This is a genomic window from Melaminivora alkalimesophila (assembly GCF_000282995.1).
Taxonomy (GTDB): domain Bacteria; phylum Pseudomonadota; class Gammaproteobacteria; order Burkholderiales; family Burkholderiaceae_C; genus Melaminivora; species Melaminivora alkalimesophila.
The window spans coordinates 1-1596 of sequence record NZ_ALEE01000268.1 but is presented as its reverse complement, the minus strand read 5'-3'; the positions used below and the strand labels follow the sequence as shown (position 1 = coordinate 1596).

Genomic DNA, 1596 nt, shown 5'->3' with positions numbered 1-1596 from the left:
CCGGCGGTTGCGGCGCCGAGGTCGTTTGGTGTTGGCAATCGGCCGGCGCGTGGAATAGGATAATTGCATTGGCCGCGCTGCCTGGCGGGCTGCTCTTCCTGCGCGCCGCCGCCCTCACGGCGGGCCGCGCCCAACCCTGAGGTCCCATCCATGCGCGCTTTCGCGGCTTCCTTCCCTCTCGCCCATCGGTGGCTGTCCCTGGTCCTCGCGGGCGTCCTGTCCGGGGCGCTCGTGGCCTGCGGCGGCGGCGGGGATGGCGAGGACGTCGGCCCGCCGCCGGGTACGCAGCAGTATCCGGCGGGCATCTGGGAGGGCGTGGTCGGCAGCGGCACGACGCAGCGCCCGATGATCGGCTTCATCGACCCGGGCGTGGACGGCAAGGGCGGCGAGTTCTACTTCGGGCGCGGCGCCGCGGGTGCCGCGGGCTACGACAGCCTGTACGGGATGCTGCGCACGGAGGTGACGAACGTCCAGGCCGTGGGCGTGAGCTACTACTCGGTGCAGGATGGCAAGTTCGCCGACGGGCTGACGCTGCGCGGCACGGCCACGCCCGATCCGCTCACCGGTCGCACCGCGACGATCAGCGGCAGCTATGCGCGCCCGGTGGGTACGGCGGCCGACCGGGGTGTGCCCGAGTCCTTCAAGCTGAACTACAGCCCGCTGAACAACTATCCGGCGCGTCTCAGCCTGATTGCCGGCGCCTATCGGGGCTCTGGGCTGTTCGGAGGCTACTGGGCGCTGCGGATCGCGCGGGACGGTTCGGTCGAGGGCTCCATCGGCAATTGCCGCGTGGGCGGCACGGCCACCCCCCGCTCGCCCGACTCGGCCCTGTATTCCGTGTCGCTGACCTTCAGCGGCGAGGAGGTTGCCTGCGGGCCGCGCACCCAGCAGATGGGCGTGGCGATGCTGCGCTTCGACGGCAACGGCGTGCCGAACGGCATCTGGGTGTTGACGCGCAGCGTGGTGGGGCAGCGCGATGTCTACGTGCTCGACGGCGTGGCCGAGCAGCGCGACCCGGATCCGGACTTGCGCAACGCGTTGCCCGCGGCCGGCAACTGGGTGGGCCCACAGACCCTGCCGGCCGGGGTGGGCGGCGATGCGGGGATGGCGGGCGCCGTGCTGCCGGATGGCGGTTTCTTCTTCTACACCAACACCCCAGCCAGCCACGATGCTCTCTATGGGGACCTGCTGGTGCGCGAGGACGCCTCGACCAGCACCTATTTCCTGAGCGCCGACGAGGGGGTGTACTTCGCGCGCGGGCGCAGCGCCGGGACGCCGGGCACGTACGTGGGCGGAGCGCAGTTCGAAGCCACTTTGGCCAACGTCGGCCTGGGCGCGGCACCGCTGCGGCTGGTGGGCAAGTACAGCCACCCCGGTCAGGCCGGGGGCTTCGCCACGCTGTTCAACATGGAGCCGGATCCGCTCTACGCGCTGCCGCCGGGCGTGGTGTCGAACGTGAACCTGATCGTGGGCAACTACGGCATGGCCAGCCTGAACCTGGCGGGAACCGGGGGCTCGGCCACGCTCAATGTGGACGGCTTCGGCGCCATCAGCGGGCAGACGGAGCATGGCTGCCTGATCGTCGGCCGCCTCGCC

At 71.2% G+C, this 1596-nt stretch carries 1 protein-coding gene; it reads left to right on the top strand.

The window, feature by feature from the left end:
• Positions 1-150: 150 nt before the first annotated feature.
• Positions 151-1596, top strand: a 1446-nt coding sequence (locus A612_RS04905; RefSeq protein WP_051001434.1) for a hypothetical protein, incomplete at its 3' end; no start/stop codon positions are given.